Below are 19272 nucleotides of genomic sequence, written 5' to 3' on the forward strand. Positions count from 1 at the left end.
ACCGCAACGTTGCCAGCAATCACTGGCACAATCGGGAGAGTAGAGCAGCCCCGTACCCATGGGTAGGGGTCGCGCCCGGAAAGTTACCGCGAGTACGGCGCGGCGGCGCCCCAATGGAACGGCCGCGCCATGATCCGCGGGACCGATCCGCGGGACAAGCCCTAGGCTGCGCGTGTGGAGAGACCGGCGACGAGAGAGGCGGAGCCCGCCGTGGAGCGCGAGTACCGGACGGAGGAACTGGCCGAGGCGGCCGGCATTCCGGTGCGCACCCTGCGCTTCTACCGCGAGCGCAAGCTGCTCCCGCCGCCGCGCCGCGAGGGCCGCATCGCCTGGTACGACGACCAGCACCTGGCCCGGCTGCGCACCATCGCCGCCCTGCTCGAACGCGGCCACACCCTCGGCGGCATCGCCGAACTGACCGCCGCCTTCGAGAAGGGCCGCGACGTCGGCCAGCTCGGCGAGCTGCTCGGCATCGGCTGGTCGGAGGAGACCCCGGTCAGGCTCTCGCCCGAGGCCCTGGCCGACTACTTCGAGGGCGAGGTCACCCCGGAGAACCTGGCGGCCTCCCTCGACCTGGGGTACCTCGCCACCGACGGCGAGGAGATCGTGCACGTCAGCCGGCGCCTGCTGGACGTCTCCTCGGCCCTGGTCCGCGAGGGCGTACCGCTGTCGGCGGTGCTGGAGACGGGCCGCAGGGTCCGCGAGCACGCCGACGCGATGGCGGAGCTGTTCACCGAGCTGATCTCCGCCCACATCGGGCGGGACGCCGTGGCGCGGCTGCGCCCGCTGGCGAAGAGCGTGGTCGAGGCGGAGCTGACGATGGCGATGGACCGCCTGCACCAGCAGCCCCCTCCGGCCCCCGAGCCACCCCAGACGCCCCAGACGCCCGAGCCACCCCAGGCCCCTCAGACCCCTCAGACCCCAAGCTCGTAGACCACCGTCACCGGCGCATGGTCCGACCAGCGCTCGGGGTGCGTCTCGGCCCGCTCGACGAAGGCCTTCACGGCCTTCGCGGCCAGCCCCGGGCTCGCCACCTGGAGGTCGATGCGCCAGCCGGCGTCGTTGTCGAAGGCCCGGCCCCGGTAGGACCACCACGAGTACGGACCCTCCGTCTCCGGGTGCAGCTCGCGCACGACGTCGACGTACCCGGCCTCCGCGTACACCTTCCCCAGCCACTCCCGCTCCTCGGGCAGGAAGCCCGCGTTCTTGCGGTTGGTCTTCCAGTTCTTGAGGTCGGCCTCGCGGTGGCAGATGTTCCAGTCCCCGCACACCACGACCTCCCGCCCGTCGGCGGCGGCCCGCGCCCTCAGAGCGCGGAGGTAGCCGGCGAACTCCTCCATGAACCGGTACTTCTCGTCCTGCTTCGCGGTGCCGGCCTCCCCGGACGGCAGGTACAGGCTGGCGACGGTGACCCCGGGCAGGTCGACCTCCACGTACCGCCCGCTCGCGTCGAACTCGTCGCTCCCGAAGCCCACCCGCACCCGTTCCGGTGCCCGCCGCGTGTACAGGGCGACGCCGGCCCGCCCCTTGACGGCGGCCGGCGCGAACACGGTGTGCCAGCCCTCGGGCTCCCTGGCCTCCGCGGGAATCTGCGCCTCCTCGGCCCGCACCTCCTGCAGGCACACGACGTCGGCGTCGGATCCGGCGAGCCACTCCACGAAGCCCTTCTTCGCGGCGGCGCGGATCCCATTCACATTCACGGTGGTCACGGTGAGCATCCCTGCACCATAGCGGGATGGATCCGTACGATATTCGAATGTCTCACGGTATAAACATCCGCGCCGTGCCGTACGACCACCCGGACGCGGCGGAGCTCGACGCCCAGGTCCAGGTGGAGTACCAGCAGCGCTACGACGGCGAGGGCGACGCCACCTTCCTCGACCCGGTGATGTTCGTCCCGCCCAACGGCCTCTACCTGATCGCCTACGACGCCTCCGGCGCCCCGGTGGCGAGCGGCGCCTGGCGCAGCCAGGACAAGAACGAAGAGGGCTACTCGGACGGCGACGCCGAGGTCAAGCGCATGTACGTGGTCCCGCGGGCCCGCGGCCTGGGACTGGCCCGCCGCATCCTGGCGGAGCTGGAGGCCGACGCCCTGGCGGCGGGCCGCAGCCGCATGGTCCTGGAGACCGGCGACCAGCAGCCGGAGGCCATCGCCCTCTACCTCTCGTCGGGCTACAGCATGTCCGAGAAGTTCGGCTACTACCGCTTCTACGAGTCCAGCCGCTGCATGACGAAGCCGCTGCCGGCCGCCGCCTCCTGAACCGCCCCGCGGGGCCGTGCCGACGGGTCAGCGGCGGAGCCAGGCGGCTTCGTCCGCACCCCACCGGGACGGCCCCCGCCCCCAGTCCCCGAACGGGCTCGCCGCGTACCGCAGCCTCCCGTATGCGGAATCCGCCTCGCGCAGCCACGGCTCCGCCGAGTGGCCCGGCGCCCCCGCCCCCGCGGCGGGAACCTCCCGCACCAGCCACGACGCCGTCCCCGCCAGCGAGAACCGCAACGCGCGGCCGCCGCCCTCCGCCAGCGCCCGCAGCACACCCGCGGCCACCAGGTACCCGGTGCCGTGGTCCAGGGCCTGCGCCGGCAGCACCCCCGGGGCACCGTCCTCCCCCGCGCACCGGGCGGCGATCCCGTACCCGGCCTGCACCAGCGAGTCGAAGCCGCGGCGGCCCGCCCACGCCCCGTGCCACCCCCACGCGCACAGCTCGGCCACCACCAGCCCCGGCCGGCGCTCCAGCAGCTCGCGCGCTCCCAGCCCGAACCGCTCCAGCGCCCCCGGCCGGTACCCCGTGACCACCACGTCGGCCGTGTCGAGGAGGCTCTCCAGCACGGCCCGGTCCGCCGCGCCGGCGAAGTCCAGCAGCGCGGAACGCTTCCCGAAGCCGGTGTCCGCGTAGGCGTCGTCCGCCTCGGGCAGCCCCGGGGAGTCGATCCGCAGCACGTCGGCGCCCAGCAGCCCCAGCGTCCGCGTCGCGACGGGCCCCGCGATGACCCGGGTCAGGTCCAGCACCCGCACCCCGGACGCGGGCGGCCCGGCCGGCGCCGGCAGCCGGCCGCGCCCGGGCCCCCGTACCCACTCGACCAGCGGCTGCGGCTCCCCGTACTCCCGCGCGACCGCGACGGCGAGCCCGCCCTCGGCGTAGACCGCTTCCTGCGCCTCCACCGCGCTCCGCCCCGCGAGCGCCTCCCGCACCGCCTCCGGGGTCTTGGGCACGCCGAGCGCCCGCACCAGGGCGGCCTCGTGGTGCGGGTAGTTGGCGTGGGTCCGCACCCACCCGTCGGCCGCCCGCCAGAACCCCGACAGCGGCGCGAAGCTCACCGGCGCCCTGCCCTCCACCCGCAGGTGCCGCTCGCTGACGAACGCCGTGGCCACGGCCCCCTCGTCCACCACGACCGGAGCCGCGTCGAGCACCGTGCCCCCGGCCCGTACGGCGGCCAGCTCGGCCGCCGCCAGCCCGCACACCCCCACGCAGGCCCGCGCCAACTCCCGCACCGGCAGCGGCCCCTCCAGCCCGCCCGGCCCCCGGAAACGCACCCGCCCGGCCAACTCCCCGTCCCCGCCCAGCGCTTCCCACGCCTGCGCGACGGCCCCATCCACATCCACCATGCCCCCATTGTCCCGACGCTCCCTCCCGCAGGGGCCGCCGCGTCACGGGTTGCCGTTCAAGCGGCTGCGCACGCAGGGTGGCGTGGTCGGCGAGCGGAGCACGGAAATGACACGGGGCAGTGGGGCTGCGCGGCCGCCCCGGTAACCGGCCTGGCCACGGGCGTACTCGGCTCGGCGCTGACCAGCCACTCCAGAGACCGGGGAAGGGCGCTTCCCTGGCCCGCCGCTGTCAGACGCAGCAGCGAGGATGGGCGGCATGACGAAGACCGGAGCGGACTACGCGTGGTTCGAGAGCGACTTTCCCGACCTTGCCGAGGCGTACTGCTTCACCCTGGTACGGGGCCTGTCGCCCGCTGAGCTGACGGCCCGGCTCGAAGGACGACCGGAAGCTCCCCTGCGGGGCATAGCCGCCGTCACCGACGCCGCTTTCGCCCAGTACGACCTGGAGGACGGCGCCCGTCAGCTGGTCGCCATGACGACCGTGGGCCTCTGGACGCTCCTGATCGAACCCAACGGCTACCTCGGAGTCACCGAAGACCGGGTCCTGCCGGCCTCGGCCGGGACGAGCTGGATCTCTCACTTCGTCAACGTCAACGCCGTCGGCACGTTCCTCTGGGCGCGGGACCAGGTCCTGCGGCTGTGCTTCGACCCCATGTTCCCGGAGGACCGGTGGGGCACCGCACCCGACGAGCTCCTCGACGTCATGGAACGGATCGGCTTCCACCTCGAGGACGAGTCCCCGGAAACGGATCTGTCCTCACCGGCGGCGTTCGCTCTGGCGGAGCACCTGACCGGCGTGGCCGTCACTCCGGCCCTGCTCCGGAACACGACCTTCACCTGCGCCACGGTCCAGGTCCGGTGACATGCCCGGAAACGCCGAGATCCCGCCCCGCCTTTCGGCGGAACGGGATCTCGAGACGATTCCTGAGAGCTACTCAAGAACTGTCGTTTGTGGACCTGTGGGGATTTGAACCCCAGACCCCCTCGATGCGAACGAGGTGCGCTACCAGACTGCGCCACAGGCCCTTGCGACGTGTGAAACATTAGCATCCCCGCGCGGGTGCTCCAAAACGCGTTGTCCGGAGGGTCCGCGCAGGTCACCCGTCACTCGTTGGCGGCGCGGGGGCGGTCGTCGCTCTCGTACTGGTCGAAGAGCGGGGTGCGGCCGAGGTCGCGGCCGCGCGGGCGGGGCGGGGCGGGCTGCGGGACCGGGTCCGGCTTCGGGGCGGCCGGCTGGGCGCGCAGGCGCGGGTCGGTCGGCTCGGCGGTGCTGGAGCGGGCCGCGCTCCAGCCGTCCGGGTTCACCGGGCCGGTGGCGCGGGGGGCGACCGGGGCCGTCACGTACGTCGGCAGCGGGACCGGTACCGGCTCCCAGCTGTCGCCGCGCGCCGGGCCGCGCTCGCGCTCGCGCTGCTGGTCCACCCACTCGGCATGGTCGGTCTGCTCGACGAGCGCGCGGCGTCCGGCCTCCTGCGGGGAGACCGGCGGCGCGGGGTCCGGCTCGGTACCCGCGGGGGGTTCCGGCTGTTCGCGGTGGCGCTGGGTGCGGTTCTCGCGCAGGCTGCGGGCGGCCGCCTCGGCCCGGCGGCGGTCCATGGTGAACTCGTAGCGCCGCCGCTCCTGGACCCGCAGGTGCACGATGTAGGCGCTCAGCAGCAGGGCCGGCACGGCCGGGGCCCACAGGTACCGGATCCCGCCGACGGCGGCGGCGACCGCGCCGCCGCTGAAGGCGAGGAACAGGAGCGCGGTGGTGCGCCTGCGGCGTGCGAGCACCTGGAGGCGCTGCTGGCGGCGGGCCCGCTCGGCCTCGGCCGATCTCAGCTCCACCCTGGTCGGGGGTACGCCGATGGCCCGGGCGTCGGCGTCCACGGAATTCACCGTTTCCGTCGCCGCTTCCGGGTCCGCGTGGGGCTGGGCCTCAGCCTGATCCTCACCGCGCTCACGCAGCCCCTTGGCGTAACGGCGCTCCATTCCCGCCCGGCCGGAAAGCAGCCGGATGGCGGTGGAGAAGCGTTCCGTCGGACGCGCTTCGTTCAGCTCGTCCTGCCTCCGGAGCCACATGGGCACCAAGTAGGCGGCCCAGGCCCCGACGATGACTGCGTAGATGAGGCCGCTGCTGCTCACACCTCACACCGTAGAGGGGCGCGGCCGAGGGGATCAGCCAATTGGGCCGGTGTGTCGCACGATCCGGCTGATATCACCGACTTTTTTTGTGATTCTTCGGATCAGGTTATGGGGCGAGCCGGCCATAAATTCGAACGTTTTTGCGATTACCTGCTTTTACGCGGGCGCCGACGGCGGACTTTCCCGCTTGCGCGTCCGCTGCCAGCGGCGCAGCAGCCCCTGCGGAACCTCCTCCGCCGTCAGCGCGAAGACCAGGTGGTCGCGCCACGCCCCGTCGATATGCAGATAACGCGGCCGCAGCCCCTCCTCACGGAACCCGAGTTTCTCCACGACCCGGCGGCTGGGCCCGTTCTCGGGGCGGATGCACACCTCGATCCGGTGCAGCCCGACCTTCTGGAAGCAGTGGTCCACGGCGAGCGCGACCGCCGTCGGCATCACCCCGCGGCCGGCCACGTCCCGGTCCACCCAGTAGCCCACATGGGCGGCGCACATCGAGCCCCAGGTGATCCCGGCGACCGTCAGCTGGCCGACCAAGCGCCCCCGGTACTCGATGACGAAGGGCAGCATCCGCCCCGCCTGCGCCTCCGCCCGCAGATGGCGGACCATCTGCCGGTACGTCGGCCGGTGGATCACCGGCCCCCACGGCGTGGGCGGCGGGATCGTCGCCTCCCACGGCCGCAGCCAGTCCCGGTTGCGCTGGTTGACCTCGCGCCAGGCGCGCTGGTCCCGCAGCTTTATCGGCCGGAGCGTGACATCGCCGTCCGTCAGCACCACCGGCCAGGAGGGGCCGTTCAGCTCGGGCTCCCGGCCGCCGCGTCGGGTCTGGGATGGTCGCCGCCCCGGATCTGGTCGACGGCGTGCGGCAGGATCCGCGACAGCACCGCGAGGCCGTCCTTCACGCCGCCCGTGGAACCGGGCAGGTTCACGATCAGCGTGCGCCCGGCCACGCCCGCCAGGCCCCGCGACAGGGCGGCGGTGGGCACCTTGGCCAGGCCCTCCGCGCGGATGGCCTGCGGAATGCCCGGGATCTCGTAGTCCAGCACCCGGCCGGTGGCGTCCGGGGTGCGGTCGGTCGGCGAGATGCCGGTGCCGCCGGTGGTCAGGATGACGTCGTAGCCGGCGGCCACGCCCTCGCGCAGCGCCCGCTCGACGGGGTCGCCGTCCGGGACCACGCGTGGGCCGTCCACCGTGAAGCCGAGCTTCTCCAGCGCCCCGGCCAGCAGCGGGCCGCCCTTGTCGGCGTACACGCCCTGGGAGGCGCGGTTCGAGGCGGTGACGACCAGGGCCCGCCCCACGGGCGCCCCGGCGTCGGGCCGCCCCGCCTCCGGGGCGCCGCCGGTCTCCGGCGGCACGTGGCTGTGCACCTCGCCGCCGCGCGGGGGCGTCACGCGCGGCTCCAGTCGCCGGACTTGCCGCCCGTCTTCTCCTCCACCCGGACGTCGGTGATGACCGCGCCCTTGTCGACCGCCTTCACCATGTCGATCACGGTCAGGCCGGCGACGGCGACCGCCGTCAGCGCCTCCATCTCGACGCCCGTACGGTCGGTGGTCCTGACGGTGGCGAGGATCTCGACGGCGTCGTCGGCGACCTTCAGGTCCACCTTCACTCCGGACACCGCGAGCGGGTGGCAGAGCGGGATCAGATCGGGGGTCTTCTTGGCCCCCATGATCCCGGCGATGCGGGCGGTGGCGAGGGCGTCGCCCTTCGGCACGCCCTCGCCGCGCAGCAGCTCGATCACCCGCGGCGAGACGAGGACGCGTCCGCTGGCGCGCGCCGTCCTGGTGGTGACGTCCTTCTCGGAGACGTCGACCATCCGGGCCGCGCCGGCCTCGTCGATGTGCGTCAGCCTGCTCTGCGTACTCATATCTGCGTGCCGCTCCCGCTCCGGGCCCCCTGGAGCCTGGGGCCTGTGTGATGCAACACGCTACCCGCACCGGGCCCCGCTCAGCCGAGCAGGATCACTTCCAGCTCGGCCCCGGGCTCCACCGAGGTGACGTCCTCCGGTACGACCATCAGCGCGTCGGCGTGCGCCAGCGCGGCGATGAGGTGCGAGCCGGATCCGCCGACCGGGGCGACCGTGCCGGCCGCGGCGTCGTACTTGCCGCGCAGGAACTGACGGCGGGCCGCCGGGGAGCCGAGCGGCTTCTCGGCCTTCAGCACGGCGCGCACGCTCGGACGGGAGACCTCGGACTTCGGCAGGCCCATGAGCGCCCGGATCGCGGGGCGCACGAACAGCTCGAAGGACACGTACGAGGACACCGGGTTGCCGGGCAGGGCCAGCAGCGGGGTGTGGTCGGGGCCGACGGTGCCGAAGCCCTGCGGCTTGCCGGGCTGCATGGCGAGCTTGCGGAAGTCGACGCCGCCGCCCGAGGGCCCGCCATCGGCGCCGGTGGCGGTGGCGGTCAGGGCCTCCTTCACCACGTCGTACGCGCCGACGCTGACGCCGCCCGTGGTGACGATCAGGTCGGCACGGATCAGCTGGTCCTCGATGGTGGAGCGCAGGGTGTCGGCGTCGTCGGCGACCGCGCCGACGCGGTAGGCGATGGCGCCGGCGTCGCGCGCGGCGGCGGCCAGCGCGAAGCTGTTGGAGTCGTAGATCGTCCCGGGGGCCAGCGCCTCACCCGGCTGGACCAGCTCGCTGCCGGTGGACAGGACGACCACGCGCGGGCGCGGCCGGACCCGTACGGTGCCGCGGCCGATCGCCGCGAGCAGGGCGATCTGCGGCGGGCCGAGGACGGTGCCGGCGGCCAGCGCCAGGTCTCCGGCCTGTACGTCGCTTCCGCGCGGGCGCACGTGCGCCCGTGCCTCGGCCGCGCGGTGGACGCGTACCTCGCCTGCCGCGCCCTCGGGCGCGGCGCTGGCCGGGGTCATGCCGGAGGCGGCGCCTCCGCCGGTGCCGCCGTCGGTCCACTCGACCGGTACGACGGCTTCCGCGCCGGGCGGCAGCGGGGCACCGGTCATGATGCGGGCGGCCTGGCCGGGGCCGACGGTGGGCAGCTCTCCGCTGCCCGCCGCCACGTCGCCGATGACGGCGAGCACCGCGGGGAACTCCTCGCTCGCACCCTGGACGTCGGCCGTGCGGACGGCGTACCCGTCCATGGAGCTGTTGTCGAAGGGCGGGAGGGCGACGGGCACGGTGACGTCCTCGACCAGGACACAGCCCTGGGCGTCCGGCAGCTGGAGCTCGATGGGCTCCAGCGGCCGGACGGCGGCGAGGATGTCCGCGAGGTGCTCGTCCACCGACCACAGACGGTGCCGGCCGGCGTCCTGCGGTGCGGAACTGCTCAAGGTGCTACATCTCCTCCGTGACGTAACGGTGAAGCCAGGTGCGGAACTCCGGGCCCAGGTCCTCACGTTCGCACGCGAGTCGGACGATGGCCCGCAGGTAGTCACCCCGGTCCCCGGTGTCGTAGCGGCGGCCTCGGAAGACCACGCCGTGCACCGGGCCGCCCACGCTGTCGTCGGCGGCCAGCTTCTGCAGGGCGTCGGTGAGCTGGATCTCCCCACCGCGGCCCGGCTCGGTCTCCCGCAGTATGCCGAAGATCGCGGGGTGGAGGACATAGCGTCCGATGACCGCGTAGTTGCTGGGCGCCTCGGCCGGCTCCGGCTTCTCGACGAGTCCGGTGACCCGGACGACGCCGTCCTCGCCGGTCGGCTCGACGGCGGCGCAGCCGTAGAGGTGCACGTTGGAGGGGTCGACCTCCATCAGCGCGATGACGGTGCCGCCGGTGGCGGCGTGGACGTCGACCATCTGGCGCAGCAGCGGGTCGCGCGGGTCGATCAGGTCGTCGCCGAGGAGGACGGCGAAGGGCTCGTTGCCGACGTGCGGCTCGGCGCACAGGACGGCGTGGCCGAGACCGCGCGGGTCGCCCTGGCGGACGTAGTGCATGGTGGCCAGATCGCTGGACTCCTGCACCTTCTTCAGCCGGTCGTCGTCACCCTTGGCGATCAGAGCCGACTCGAGCTCGTAGTTCCGGTCGAAGTGGTCCTCCAGGGGCCGCTTGTTACGGCCTGTGATCATGAGTACGTCGTCCAGGCCGGCCGATACGGCCTCCTCGACGACGTACTGGATCGCCGGCTTGTCCACGACCGGGAGCATTTCCTTCGGGGTCGCCTTGGTCGCCGGAAGGAACCGAGTGCCGAGCCCCGCAGCCGGGATAACGGCCTTCTTGATCACTGGGTGCGACTGAATCATGGGCAGAACGATAGTGGGTCACGCTGTGCGCTCAGCGCGGTTCTGGCGAATATGCCCGACTTGATCCATATGTGAAAGGAATTGTGACGAGACTGTGGTACAGAACTCGCCCGGGAACCACCCGGCCGTGCCCGAAAAGGCTTCCCTGCGCCGGGAGCTCCTTTCCGCCCGCCGCGCCCTGTCCCCCGGAGCCCGCGAGGCGGCGGCCCGCGCGCTCTCCCGGTCCGCGCTCACCCTGCCGGAACTGGCCGGCGCGCGCACGGTCGCTGCGTACGTCTCCGTCGGCGCGGAACCGGGCACCCGCGAGCTGCTCGACGCGCTGCGGGCGGCCGGCAAGCGGGTGCTGCTGCCCCTGCTGCTGCCCGACAACGATCTGGACTGGGCCGCGTACGAGGGCCCGGACAGCCTCGCCGAAGCCGCGCACCCGGGCAAGATGCGGCTGCTGGAGCCCTCCGGGACCCCGCTCGGCCCGGACGCCGTGACCGGCGCCGACGCCGTGCTGCTGCCCGGGCTCGCGGTGGACGGGCGCGGGATGCGGCTGGGCCGCGGCGGGGGCTCGTACGACCGGGTGCTCGCGCGCCTGGAGCGTGCCGGCGCGCATCCCGCGCTGGTGGTGCTCCTGTACGACGAAGAGGTGGTCGCGCGGGTCCCGGAGGAACCGCACGACCACCCCGTGCAGGCGGTGGCCACCCCGTCGGGGGTGGTGCGCTTCACCGCGTGATCAGCCCGTGAGCCGATCAGCCCGTGAGCCGATCAGCGGATGAGCCGGTCAGCCGGCCAGCCGACCAGCCGGCGCCGCCGCGGTCTCGTGATCACGGCTTGAGCGTCAGGGTGTCCACTGTCGACTTGTCGACGGCGTCCTTCCCGAAGGGCCACTCCAGCAGTTCACCCTTGGCCCACAGCGCCGTCTGGTCCGTGTACGTGCCGTTGTACGCGTGACCCGAGGCGCCGGTCAGATTGATCCAGCGGGACTTGTCCAGGTCGCCGAGGTTCACGACCATCCGCATCGACGGCACCCAGGTGACCTCGTAGCCACTGGTGGCGTTCCAGCCGGTCGCGTTGACGGTGGCCTCGCCGCCGCCCAGGTTCCAGGGGCCGCGGTTGAGGACCCACTGCATGAAGCCCGGGCCCTCCTTGCCGATCGTCTGGTTCTTCAGCGTCAGCTGGTGCAGCCGGCCCCAGCTCCAGGTCGACTGGTCCTTGCCGAGCTTGGCCGTCAGCTCCCAGCGGGCGTCTTCCATGGCCCGCGCGAAGAGCTCGTCACGGGTCTTGATCGGCTTGTCGTGGACGGTCTTCGGGGTGGCCTGCCACCACGGCGACTTCTCGTCCTTGACCAGCCGGCGGACCACCTCGAACCAGCGGTCGCCGCCGTCCGGCTGCGCCGAGTCGGGGCCGCGCGTACCGCACTCGCGGACCGTCTTGGTGAGGTCGTCGTTCGGGCCGGTGCTCTCCTCGCTGACGTTCATGCAGCTGCCCTCGACCCGCAGCTCCTTCGGCATCTTGTCGCCGAAGGCCAGCTTGAGGATGTTGCGCCAGACCGCGTTGAAGTACGCGGCCGCCGCGGAGTCGGGCTCCTGCGTGTAGTTCCAGCCCTCGAGCAGCTTCTGCGCCGAACGCACGTCCGGGTCCGAGACCGGGATCTTGGCCAGCATCGGGGTCAGCAGCGCGGCGATCTCGCTGCTGTTGTCCATCTGCATGGTCCGCATGTCGTCGGTGGAGATCTTGCCGTTGTCCTTGGTCTTCGCCTCGATGAGGTCGTTGATCCGCTGGCTCCGGGCGCCGTAACCCCAGTCCGTGGTCAGTACGTACGGGTACTTGCCGGCGCCGGTGCCGGACTCGGTGACGGCCTGGTTGGCGGTGACGATGTAGCCGCGCGCCGGGTTGAGCTCCCAGGGCATCTCGTTCTGCGGGATGTAGCCGGCGTTGCCGTCCCGGCCGCCCTTCCAGGCGTACTTCGGGTCCCAGCCGGGCGCCGGCAGGCGGCCGTCGCCCTGGTTGCGGATCGGGATGCGGCCCGGGGCCTGGTAGCCGATGTTGCCGTTCGCGCCCTTGTTGTCGGCGTAGATCAGGTTCTGCGAGGGGACCTCGAAGTCGGCCGCCGCGGCACGGAAGCTGTTGAAGTCCTTGGCCCGGTCGAGCTTGAACACCGCGTCCATCGACTTGCCCGGGTCCAGGGCGGTCCAGCGCAGGGCGACGGCGTAGCCGTTGCCGCGGTCCGGGGCCGAGCTGGGGACGGGGGCGCGGGAGCCGACGGTCTCGAGCTCGTCGCTGCGGTCGGAGATCAGCGGTCCGTTGTTGGTGGTGCGGACGGTGATCTTCTTGCTCTTGCCGCCCGCGACCTTGATCTCCTCTTCACGGGTGGTGAAGGGGACGATCTTGTTGTCGTAGACGTAGCCCTCGGGACGGACCTGCTCCAGGTAGAGGTCGGTCACGTCGGCGCCGAGGTTGGTCATGCCCCAGGCGATGTCGGCGTTGTGGCCGATGACCACGCCGGGCATGCCGGAGAAGGTGTAGCCGGCCACGTCGTACTGGCACTGCGGCGAGACGGCGCGGCAGTGCAGGCCCATCTGATACCAGACCGAGGGCAGCTGCGGGGACAGGTGCGGGTCGTTCGCGAGGAGCGGCTTGCCGGTGGTCGTGTGCTGGCCCGAGATGACCCAGGAGTTCGATCCGATGCCGCTGCCGTTGGGGCCGAGGATGGCCGGGATCTCGTCCAGGGTCTTGGCGAGGGCGCCGAGCTGCGTGCGCAGGCCGACGGTCGCGCCCTGGGCGGTGGCGTTGTCGGCGAGGCCGGTGGGAGTGCCGGTGCCGCCGTTGGGGGTGGTCTGCGAGCCGGTGCCGGAGGCCGTGCCGGTGCCGGTGCCCGGCGTGGTTCCCGTGCCGGTGCCGGTGCCCGAGCCCCTGCCGGTGCCGGTCGAGCCGGCGCCGGGGGTGCCCTGGGGTGCGTACTTGCCGCCCGCGACGGTGCCGCCCTCGACGACCGGCTTGTTCCGGTCGAAGGGGTACGGCGGGTAGAGCTCGTCGATCTGCGCCTGCGAGAGCTTGTTCGTCATCAGCGAGCGGTCGATCTCGTCCTGCATGTTGCCGCGCAGGTCCCAGGCCATCGCCTTGAGCCAGGCCACCGAGTCCACCGGCGTCCACTGCGCCGGCTTGTAGCCGTCGGTCAGCTTGAGGGCGGCGTGCTCGACGGAGAGGTCCTTGCCGGACTTCCCCTTCAGGTACGCGTTGACCCCGTCGGCGTAGGCCTGGAGATACTTCTTCGTCTCCGCGGAGAGCTTCTTGTCGTACTCCTCCTGCGCGACGTGGCGCCAGCCGAGGGTGCGCAGGAAGGCGTCGGTCTCGACCTGGCCGGAGCCGAACATCTCCGACAGGCGGCCGGAGGTCATGTGACGGCGTACGTCCATCTCCCAGAACCGGTCCTGCGCGTGCACGAAGCCCTGCGCGCGGAAGAGGTCCTCGTCGTGGTCGGCGTAGAGCTGCGGAATGCCGTGCTCGTCGCGCTTCACTTCGACGGTCCCGGTCAGGCCTGGGACCTTGAGGGAGCCGGTCGTCTGCGGGAAGGAGGCGCGCACGGTGTCCACGCTCCAGTACGCGCCGTAGCCGAGGCCCGCCAAGAGCGCCAGGACCATGACGAGCACGAGCATGCGTGCGCGTCGTCCCTTCTTCTTGACGGAAGGTCCGGATTCATTGGCGGGCATCGCTGTCCTTAGAGGGGCAGGGTGGTCCTGGGATTGCTGGGAGCAACCATAGGCGCAGGACCGCCTTCGTTGATCCGCCAGGGGTCGAGGTCCGTAGGACAGGCGGCATCAGGCGTTTCACAATGTGGGTATCGCGTAAAGAGCGCGTCAAAGATTAGGTAAGGTAACGAAGTACTTGCCGAATGCGCCGCCGGAGGAACGATCCCCAGGCACGCTCTGAGGAAAGGGCCGCCCGCTGACTGTCCACACGCTCAATGAGCTCCTGCTGGTCTGTTCGCTCGTGCTGCTCGTCGCCGTCGCGGCGGTGCGCATCTCCTCACGCAGCGGCCTTCCCAGCCTGCTCATCTACCTCGGCATAGGCGTCGCGATAGGCCAGGACGGCATCGGCAACGTCGTATTCGACAACGCCGAGCTGACGCAGGTCATCGGTTATGCGGCGCTCGTCGTCATCCTCGCCGAGGGCGGTCTGGGCACCAAGTGGAAAGAGATCAAACCCGCCTTGCCGGCGGCAGTGGTCCTGTCGCTGGCCGGAGTCGCGATCAGCGTGGGCGTCACGGCGGCGGGCGCGCACTACCTGGTCGGGCTGGAATGGCGTCAGGCGCTGCTGATCGGCGCGGTCGTCTCCTCGACCGACGCGGCGGCCGTCTTCTCCGTCCTGCGCAAGGTTCCGCTGCCGTCGCGGGTGACGGGCGTACTGGAGGCCGAGTCCGGCTTCAACGACGCTCCGGTCGTCATCCTGGTGGTGTCCCTCGCGGCGGTCGGCCCGGTGGACGAGTGGTACGTACTGCTCGGCAAGATCGCGCTGGAGCTGGCGATCGGCGCCGCGATCGGCCTGGCGGTGGGCTTCCTGGGGGCGTACGGCCTGCGGCACGTGGCACTGCCCGCCTCGGGCCTCTACCCGATCGCGGTGATGGCGATAGCCGTGACCGCGTACGCGGCCGGTGCGATGGCGCACGGCTCCGGGTTCCTCGCGGTGTACCTGGCGGCGATGGTGCTGGGGAACGCGAAGCTGCCGCACTGGCCGGCCACGCGCGGGTTCGCGGACGGGCTGGGCTGGATCGCGCAGATCGGCATGTTCGTGCTGCTGGGCCTGCTGGTGACCCCGCACGAGCTGGTGAACGACTTCTGGCCCGCGGTGATCATCGGACTGGTGCTGACGATGGTGGCGCGGCCGCTGGAGGTCTTCGTCAGCCTGCTGCCCTTCCGGATCCCCTGGCAGGAGCAGGCCCTGATGTCGTGGGCCGGTCTGCGCGGCGCCGTACCCATCATCCTGGCGACGATCCCGATGGTGACGGGGATCGAGGGCAGCGACCGGGTCTTCAACATCGTGTTCGTGCTCGTGGTCGTCTACACGCTCGTGCAGGGGCCGACCCTGCCGTGGCTGGCGCGCAAGCTGAACCTGGGCGACAGCGACGCGGGGGCCTCGGACCTCGGGATCGAGTCGGCACCGCTGGAGAAGCTGCGCGGGCACCTGCTGTCCTTCGCCATCCCGGCCGCCTCGCGGATGCACGGCGTGGAGGTCGGCGAGCTGCGCCTGCCGGCGGGGGCGTCGGTGACGCTGGTGGTCCGGGACGCGAAGAGCTTCGTTCCGTCGCCGACGACCGTGCTGCGGCGCGGGGACGAGCTGCTGGTGGTGGCCACGGATCCGGTGCGGGACGCGGCGGAGGCGCGGCTGCGAGCGGTGGCGCGCGGCGGCAAGCTGGCGGGGTGGCTGGGGACCGGTGGCGGTGCGTCACTGTAGGTAGCGGGCGGTGGCCGGAACGCCGCCCGAATGATCATTTTTCATTAGAGCGGCGTTCTAATTCGGCCATTTTCGCTGCCGTACGACCGAACTTGCACCCATTTCCGAGGCGCGGAATGCAAAGTTCCAGTTAATCGCAGGTGAAGGCATACGTTGTCGCCGTAATCACAGGGCGTGGTAGTGGGTTTCCCTGTACGATGAAGGCACACCAGATCGAACCAACTCTGCCTGACGCAGAGCTGGCGCGACCGCAAAGCGGCCGTGGCACCCTCCCGCAGTGGGCGCCCAGGTATCACTCGGTTCTGCGCAAGAGGACAGCTCTCGGGGCTCCCACATGTACGGGTGCGGTCGCTCACAAGGCGGCCCGCCGTCCGCAGACGGGGACGCTCTACCAGGCAGCGGAAAGGCCAGGCCGTGACATCCGCGGTCACGACCGACAAGTCCGCCCGACCCGGCTACGGGCAGCTGCTGCGCACGCCCGGTGCCCTCTCCTTCGTCCTCCCCGGCTTCGCCGCCCGCCTGCCGTTCGGCATGCTGACCATCAGCATCCTGCTGCTCGTCCAGCACTCCACCGGCTCCTACGGCGACGCGGGAATCGTCGCCGCCGTCACCGGCGTCTCCATGGCCCTGTTCGCGCCGGTCATGGGCAAGCTCACCGACCGCCGCGGCCAGAGCGCCGTCCTGCTGCCGGTCGTCCTCGCGCACGCCACCGCGGTCTCCGCGCTGACGGCACTGGCGCTCCTCGGCGCCCCGCTGTGGGCGCTCGCACTGGCCGCCGTCCCGGCAGGCGCCTCCGTCCCGCAGGTCGGCCCCATGGTCCGCTCCCGCTGGGCGGCCAAGCTCGAGGGCTCCCCGCTGCTGCCGACGGCCGCCGCGTTCGAGTCCGTCACCGACGAGTTCACCTTCGTCGTCGGCCCGGTGCTCGCCACCGCCCTGTGCACCGGCGTCCACCCGGCCGCCGGTCTCGCGACCGAGGCGGCCCTGACCCTGCTCGGCGGCCTGTTCTTCGCCGCGCAGCGCGCCACCGAGCCGAAGGCCGCCCCGCGGCCGGAGGCCGGCGGCAAGCACCAGTCCGCGCTGTCCTTCCCGGGCCTGCGCGTCCTGATCGTCGCCTTCATCGGCATCGGCGCCGTCTTCGGCGGCATGCAGGTCTCGCTCGCCGCCTTCTCCAACGAGATCGGCAACCCGGGCGCCAACGGCCTGCTGTACGGCATCTTCGCGGCCGGCAACATGATCGCTGGCATCACGATGGGCGCCGTCGCCTGGAAGATCGGCCCGCGCCGCCGCCTGATCCTGGGCTACATCGGCCTGACCGCCGCCGCCTCCGTGCTGTGGGCCGTGCACTCCATGGTCCTGCTGGGCGCGCTCGGCCTGGTCGTCGGCCTGTGCATCGCCCCCGCGCTGATCACCGGCTACACCATGATCGAGCAGCTGATCCCGGCCGCCTCGCGGACCGAGGCCTTCACCTGGCTGACCGGAGCGGTCGCCTTCGGGCAGGCCGCCGCCGTGACCCTGGCCGGCCGTCTGACGGACGCGCACGGGTCCTCGTACGGCTTCCTGGTGCCGCTGGTCGCCACGGCCCTCGCCCTCGTCACCCTGGTGGCGCTGCGCGCGAAGCTGGCTCCGCAGGCCCCGAGCCGGATCGTGAACTCGTCCGCGCCGGCCGCCCGCGGCACGGCGAACGAGCGTGGGATCGGTCACCGCACGCCTGTGACGGTGGACTGATCCGCCGGAATACGTCACCATGGAGCGTCGTTAGCACTCATTGAGTGAGAGTGCCAGGAGGAAATTCGTGCCGACCTACCAGTACCAGTGCACCGAGTGCGGTGAGGGCCTCGAGGCCGTGCAGAAGTTCACGGACGAGGCACTGACCGTGTGCCCGAGCTGCGACGGACGCCTCAAGAAGGTGTTCTCCGCGGTCGGCATCGTCTTCAAGGGTTCCGGTTTCTACCGGAACGACAGCCGCGGCGCCTCGTCGAGCAGCACGCCTGCCTCGAAGCCGTCCTCGTCGTCCACGACGACGTCGACCGCCTCCGCCGCCCCGGCCGCTTCGACCTCCTCGGCGACCTCGAGCACGGGCAGCAGCTCCACTTCCGCCGCCTGATCCCGTACGTCTTCCGTTTCGCCGCAAGGCCCCGCTCGCCCTCTTGGGCGGCGGGGCCTTGTGCGTCCCCCGTTAGGGTGAGGCCATGGTGAACGCAGAGATCGGTGTAATCGGCGGGTCGGGCTTCTACTCCTTCCTGGAGGACGTCTCCGAGATCCAGGTGGAGACGCCGTACGGGCCCCCGAGCGACTCCCTCTACGTGGGTGAGCTGGCCGGACGGCAGGTCGCGTTCCTGCCGCGGCACGGGCGCAGCCACACCGTGCCGCCCCACAAGATCAATTACCGGGCCAACCTGTGGGCGCTGCGCTCGGTCGGCGTTCGCCAGGTGCTGGGCCCCTGCGCGGTCGGCGGCCTGCGGGCGGAGTACGGGCCGGGCACGCTGCTGGTGCCGGACCAGCTGGTCGACCGTACGAAGTCCCGGGTGCAGACCTTCTTCGACGGCGAGCCGCTGCCCGACGGCACCGTCCCGAACGTCGTGCACACCACCTTCGCCGATCCGTACTGCCCGGTGGGCCGGTCGGTGGCGCTCGCCGCGGCGCGGGGGCGGGCGTGGGAGCCGGTGGACGGCGGCACCATGGTGGTCGTGGAGGGGCCGAGGTTCTCGACGCGGGCGGAGTCGCGGTGGCACGCGGCCGCCGGCTGGTCGGTGGTCGGCATGACCGGGCACCCCGAGGCGGTGCTCGCGCGCGAGCTGGGGCTCTGCTACACGTCGATGGCGCTGGTCACGGACCTGGACGCGGGCGCCGAGACGGGTGAGGGCGTTTCCCACACGGAGGTCCTCAAGGTGTTCGGCGAGAACGTCGGCCGGTTGCGCGAGGTCCTCTTCGACGCGGTGGCGGCGCTGCCGGCGACCGAAGCGCGCGACTGTCTGTGCACGCACGCCCACGACGGCTGGGACCTGGGCATCGAACTGCCGTAGCGCCGGCTGAGGAGCGCTTGAGCCCTGTCGGCGCCGCTCGGGGCTCATTTCCTGGTCCCGGGCGCGCCGGCGGGATGGCCCCCGGGGCCGTCCGGGCGTTCCCCGGGCCTTCCCGGGCGCCCGGGCCCGCGTACCGCCTGTCGGAAGAACTTCCTGGGCGGTGTCACATTCCGCCGGGCTGTCCTGTCTCCATGGCGAAGGGGTCACCGGGACCCCCAGCGCCGGAAGAGGCCCGTCATGCCGCGCATCTCGCTCACCCCGCCCCGCACCCTGCTCATGCGCCTCGGCGCCTGGTACTCGCGCCGCACGTACGGCAAGGTGCTCGACCCGGGTCAGGCCTACGGCCACAACTCGCGCGTGCTGTTCTCGTACGTCCGCTTGGAGCAGCGGGCCGCGAAGTGGAACAAGCTCGACGCCGGCCTCAAGCACCTGGCGGTGATGGCTTCGGCCGCGCGCATCAACTGCTCGTGGTGCATGGACTTCGGCTACTGGGAGGGCCACGAGAAGGGGTTCTCGGCGGAGAAGATCGAGCGGGTGCCGCGGTGGCGGGAGTCGCGCGAGGTGTTCACCGAGCTGGAGCTGCTGGTCATGGAGTACGCCGAGGCGATGACCGAGACGGAGCCGGCGGTCACGGACGAGCTGGCCGCCGATTTGATCTCCCGGCTCGGCGAGGCCGCGTTCGTCGAGCTCACGGCGGTGGTCGCGCTGGAGAACTGGCGTTCGCGGGTCAACAGTGCTTTCGGTCTGACCAGCCAGGGTTTCTCGGATGCCTGCCAGGTCCCGACGGGGCGCTGACCCCTGGGGGTGACGGCGTTGTCCACAGCCTGGGGATTGTCCACAGGCTGGGGCGGGGCCTGGCGGGGAGGCGGATCGTGAGGGAGTCCGGG

The 19272-nt window shown here is 71.9% G+C and carries 18 protein-coding genes and 1 tRNA gene; 9 read left to right on the forward strand and 10 right to left on the reverse strand.

Annotated elements, in window-relative coordinates; translation table 11 throughout:
• Positions 1 to 174: 174 nt before the first annotated feature.
• Positions 175 to 933 (forward strand): MerR family transcriptional regulator, encoded by a 759-nt coding sequence (locus ACZ51S_RS22305; RefSeq protein WP_468961786.1) that lies wholly within the window; start codon positions 175 to 177, stop codon positions 931 to 933.
• Here the strand turns inward: ACZ51S_RS22305 and ACZ51S_RS22310 are convergent.
• Positions 915 to 1718, reverse strand: coding sequence for an exodeoxyribonuclease III (locus tag ACZ51S_RS22310; protein WP_468476668.1), 804 nt, complete (start codon positions 1716 to 1718; stop codon positions 915 to 917). The two genes, ACZ51S_RS22305 and ACZ51S_RS22310, sit on opposite strands and share 19 nt — an antisense overlap.
• A 38-nt stretch (positions 1719 to 1756) precedes the next feature.
• Between ACZ51S_RS22310 and ACZ51S_RS22315 the strand changes: the two genes are divergently transcribed.
• The gene (locus ACZ51S_RS22315) at positions 1757 to 2260 is read left to right on the forward strand and encodes a GNAT family N-acetyltransferase (RefSeq protein WP_468476669.1); all 504 of its coding nucleotides are present in this window, start codon (positions 1757 to 1759) and stop codon (positions 2258 to 2260) included.
• Between the two features lie 27 nt (positions 2261 to 2287).
• On the opposite strand, the gene ACZ51S_RS22320 is transcribed toward ACZ51S_RS22315, so the two are convergent.
• A complete protein-coding gene (locus ACZ51S_RS22320; protein ID WP_468961787.1) occupies positions 2288 to 3604 on the reverse strand; it encodes a CoA transferase in 1317 nt (438 codons plus the stop codon).
• A gap of 256 nt (positions 3605 to 3860) precedes the next feature.
• On the opposite strand from ACZ51S_RS22320, the gene ACZ51S_RS22325 reads away from it, so the two are divergent.
• Positions 3861 to 4466: a DUF6461 domain-containing protein gene (locus tag ACZ51S_RS22325; RefSeq protein WP_468476671.1), complete on the forward strand. Its 606-nt coding sequence runs from the start codon at positions 3861 to 3863 to the stop codon at positions 4464 to 4466.
• A 90-nt stretch (positions 4467 to 4556) separates the two neighbouring features.
• Here the strand turns inward: ACZ51S_RS22325 and ACZ51S_RS22330 are convergent.
• The 7 genes from ACZ51S_RS22330 to galU all read right to left on the reverse strand — a co-directional run bounded on the left by ACZ51S_RS22330 (position 4557) and on the right by galU (position 9923).
• Positions 4557 to 4630: transfer RNA gene (locus ACZ51S_RS22330), tRNA-Ala, on the reverse strand.
• Positions 4631 to 4708: 78 nt separating this feature from the next.
• Positions 4709 to 5728, reverse strand: coding sequence for a divisome protein SepX/GlpR (gene sepX, locus ACZ51S_RS22335; RefSeq protein ID WP_468803597.1), 1020 nt, complete (start codon positions 5726 to 5728; stop codon positions 4709 to 4711).
• A 156-nt stretch (positions 5729 to 5884) separates the two neighbouring features.
• Positions 5885 to 6502, reverse strand: coding sequence for a GNAT family N-acetyltransferase (locus tag ACZ51S_RS22340; protein WP_388939301.1), 618 nt, complete (start codon positions 6500 to 6502; stop codon positions 5885 to 5887).
• A 17-nt stretch (positions 6503 to 6519) separates the two neighbouring features.
• Positions 6520 to 7080 (reverse strand): MogA/MoaB family molybdenum cofactor biosynthesis protein, encoded by a 561-nt coding sequence (locus ACZ51S_RS22345; RefSeq protein WP_468961860.1) that lies wholly within the window; start codon positions 7078 to 7080, stop codon positions 6520 to 6522.
• 32 nt (positions 7081 to 7112) lie between these two features.
• Entirely contained in the window at positions 7113 to 7592 is a 480-nt protein-coding gene (gene moaC / locus ACZ51S_RS22350) for a cyclic pyranopterin monophosphate synthase MoaC (RefSeq protein ID WP_388939304.1), read from the reverse strand.
• Between the two features lie 80 nt (positions 7593 to 7672).
• Positions 7673 to 9016: a molybdotransferase-like divisome protein Glp gene (gene glp / locus ACZ51S_RS22355; RefSeq protein ID WP_468476674.1), complete on the reverse strand. Its 1344-nt coding sequence runs from the start codon at positions 9014 to 9016 to the stop codon at positions 7673 to 7675.
• Positions 9017 to 9020: 4 nt separating this feature from the next.
• Complete coding sequence (galU, locus tag ACZ51S_RS22360) at positions 9021 to 9923, reverse strand: UTP--glucose-1-phosphate uridylyltransferase GalU (RefSeq protein WP_388939308.1); 903 nt, start codon at positions 9921 to 9923, stop codon at positions 9021 to 9023.
• A gap of 127 nt (positions 9924 to 10050) precedes the next feature.
• Here galU and ACZ51S_RS22365 point away from each other — a divergent pair, with 127 nt between their 5' ends.
• Entirely contained in the window at positions 10051 to 10644 is a 594-nt protein-coding gene (locus tag ACZ51S_RS22365) for a 5-formyltetrahydrofolate cyclo-ligase (RefSeq protein ID WP_468803596.1), read from the forward strand.
• A gap of 91 nt (positions 10645 to 10735) precedes the next feature.
• Here the strand turns inward: ACZ51S_RS22365 and ACZ51S_RS22370 are convergent, their stop codons facing one another.
• Positions 10736 to 13621 carry a penicillin acylase family protein gene (locus ACZ51S_RS22370; RefSeq protein WP_468476676.1) on the reverse strand — a complete coding sequence of 962 codons (2886 nt, stop codon included), beginning with the start codon at positions 13619 to 13621 and terminating at the stop codon, positions 10736 to 10738.
• 280 nt (positions 13622 to 13901) lie between these two features.
• Between ACZ51S_RS22370 and ACZ51S_RS22375 the strand changes: the two genes are divergently transcribed.
• The 5 genes from ACZ51S_RS22375 (at position 13902) to ACZ51S_RS22395 (ending at position 19180) form a co-directional block, all read left to right on the forward strand.
• The gene (locus ACZ51S_RS22375; RefSeq protein ID WP_468476677.1) at positions 13902 to 15362 is read left to right on the forward strand and encodes a potassium/proton antiporter; all 1461 of its coding nucleotides are present in this window, start codon (positions 13902 to 13904) and stop codon (positions 15360 to 15362) included.
• Positions 15363 to 15776: 414 nt separating this feature from the next.
• On the forward strand, positions 15777 to 17087 hold the full coding sequence (locus ACZ51S_RS22380) for an MFS transporter (protein WP_468803593.1): 1311 nt from the start codon (positions 15777 to 15779) through the stop codon (positions 17085 to 17087).
• A 67-nt stretch (positions 17088 to 17154) separates the two neighbouring features.
• Positions 17155 to 17466 (forward strand): FmdB family zinc ribbon protein, encoded by a 312-nt coding sequence (locus tag ACZ51S_RS22385; RefSeq protein ID WP_388939316.1) that lies wholly within the window; start codon positions 17155 to 17157, stop codon positions 17464 to 17466.
• Between the two features lie 85 nt (positions 17467 to 17551).
• A complete protein-coding gene (locus ACZ51S_RS22390; protein WP_468476679.1) occupies positions 17552 to 18385 on the forward strand; it encodes an S-methyl-5'-thioadenosine phosphorylase in 834 nt (277 codons plus the stop codon).
• Positions 18386 to 18622: 237 nt separating this feature from the next.
• Positions 18623 to 19180: a carboxymuconolactone decarboxylase family protein gene (locus tag ACZ51S_RS22395; protein ID WP_468803592.1), complete on the forward strand. Its 558-nt coding sequence runs from the start codon at positions 18623 to 18625 to the stop codon at positions 19178 to 19180.
• Positions 19181 to 19272: the final 92 nt, after the last annotated feature.

This window comes from Streptomyces sp. NPDC034043 (genome assembly GCF_055575675.1).

Coding starts and splice junctions, on each gene's coding strand:
- ACZ51S_RS22315 (WP_468476669.1), top strand. CDS start 1,757: ATGTCTCACGGTATAAACATCCGCGCCGTGCCGTACGACCACCCGGAC.
- ACZ51S_RS22370 (WP_468476676.1), bottom strand. CDS start 13,621: ATGCCCGCCAATGAATCCGGACCTTCCGTCAAGAAGAAGGGACGACGC.
- ACZ51S_RS22310 (WP_468476668.1), bottom strand. CDS start 1,718: ATGCTCACCGTGACCACCGTGAATGTGAATGGGATCCGCGCCGCCGCG.
- moaC (WP_388939304.1), bottom strand. CDS start 7,592: ATGAGTACGCAGAGCAGGCTGACGCACATCGACGAGGCCGGCGCGGCC.
- galU (WP_388939308.1), bottom strand. CDS start 9,923: ATGATTCAGTCGCACCCAGTGATCAAGAAGGCCGTTATCCCGGCTGCG.
- ACZ51S_RS22395 (WP_468803592.1), top strand. CDS start 18,623: ATGCCGCGCATCTCGCTCACCCCGCCCCGCACCCTGCTCATGCGCCTC.
- ACZ51S_RS22320 (WP_468961787.1), bottom strand. CDS start 3,604: ATGGTGGATGTGGATGGGGCCGTCGCGCAGGCGTGGGAAGCGCTGGGC.
- ACZ51S_RS22325 (WP_468476671.1), top strand. CDS start 3,861: ATGACGAAGACCGGAGCGGACTACGCGTGGTTCGAGAGCGACTTTCCC.
- ACZ51S_RS22390 (WP_468476679.1), top strand. CDS start 17,552: ATGGTGAACGCAGAGATCGGTGTAATCGGCGGGTCGGGCTTCTACTCC.